Raw genomic sequence first — 1,166 nt, forward strand, 5'->3', positions numbered from 1 at the left:
GCTCGTGGGGGCGGCTGGGTGGCTGGGCGGAGGCTCAGTCTTCGGGGGTGGTCGGGGGCTGCGCGTGGTGGATGTGCAGTTCGCCGTTCATCACGCTGAAGACGCTCGCCTGGTCGTTCGCGGTGTTGGTCATCCGGGTCGAGCCGGCCGGCCGCGCCGGCTGGGTGGCCGCCTCCCCAGCGGCCCCCGGCTGCTCCGGCGGGCCGGGCTGTTCGGCCGGCGGTGACTGGTGGACCTCGACCTGGTTGCGGTGGCCGGCCACCACGGGGGCGGACGCGTCGCCGCCGATCCGGATGGAGATCTGGTCGCCTGGTGTGGGTGGCATCGTGCGTACTCCTTCGGGGTGTGGCCGATCACGGGTACGAGAGGCGGGTCCAGGTCTGCGGGCCGCAGTTGTGGCATTCGCCCTGGAGGTCCGGCGGCGCGGCGGGCTCATAGCTCGCGCTGGCGCCGTCCGCTGCGACGGTGATGGTGAAGTCGGTGTGGGTGAGCACCGCGCCGCAGTCCGCGCTGTTCTGGTCGAACACCGGCGCCGAGCCGCGGTAGCTGCCGCCGCTGCCCGTGACCTGCACGGTTTCTCCGGAGCTGGTTCCGCTGCAGGGCGGCACGACTCGGAACACATACGAGCCGGGCCCGGCCGCGACGATCTTGAACGCGTTGCCCTGGGAGTCCTGCCACGCCCCCGCGAGGTCCGTGGGCTCCTGGGTCGACGACGAGGAGGCGTCGCTGCCCGACCCGTCCTGGTGCTTCTGCTGGTACGCGATTCCACCGATGGCCACGGCCGCCACCGCGGCGACCACCGCGAGGATCACGGTGAGCAGCGAGGCCCCCTTGGCGACCGCCGCGCCCGCCACGATCGCCGTGCCGGCGTGCGCGGTTCCCGCGGTGCCGGCGGCCAGGCTGCCGGTCTGCGCCACACCGTGCGGTACCTGCGCGACACCGCTCGGCGTGGCGAGCTGCGACATGTGTGCCGCCACGTGCTGGGAGGCGGCGCCGTGACCGGCCGCGGCATGCCCGGACGCGCCGGCCCCGTGTCCGGCGGCGACCTGGCCAGCCCCGCCGTGCCCGGCGGCGATATGGCTCGCTCCTCCATCCCCCGTCAGAGCGTGGCCCCCGCCACCGTGCCCTGCCGCGAGCTGGCTCCCTCCCCCATCCCCCGTGAGGGC

The 1,166-nt window shown here is 74.5% G+C and carries 2 protein-coding genes; both read right to left on the minus strand.

Annotation, left to right across the window (positions count from 1 at the left end; translation table 11 throughout):
* Positions 1-34: 34 nt before the first annotated feature.
* Positions 35-325, minus strand: coding sequence for a hypothetical protein (locus tag E4099_RS32210; protein ID WP_135342616.1), 291 nt, complete (start codon positions 323-325; stop codon positions 35-37).
* 28 nt (positions 326-353) lie between these two features.
* Positions 354-965, minus strand: a complete 612-nt coding sequence (locus tag E4099_RS32215) for a hypothetical protein (RefSeq protein ID WP_135342617.1) — start codon at positions 963-965, stop codon at positions 354-356.
* Positions 966-1,166 lie beyond the last annotated feature (201 nt).

Origin of the sequence: Streptomyces palmae, assembly GCF_004684805.1 — a bacterium.
Lineage (GTDB): Bacteria > Actinomycetota > Actinomycetes > Streptomycetales > Streptomycetaceae > Streptomyces > Streptomyces palmae.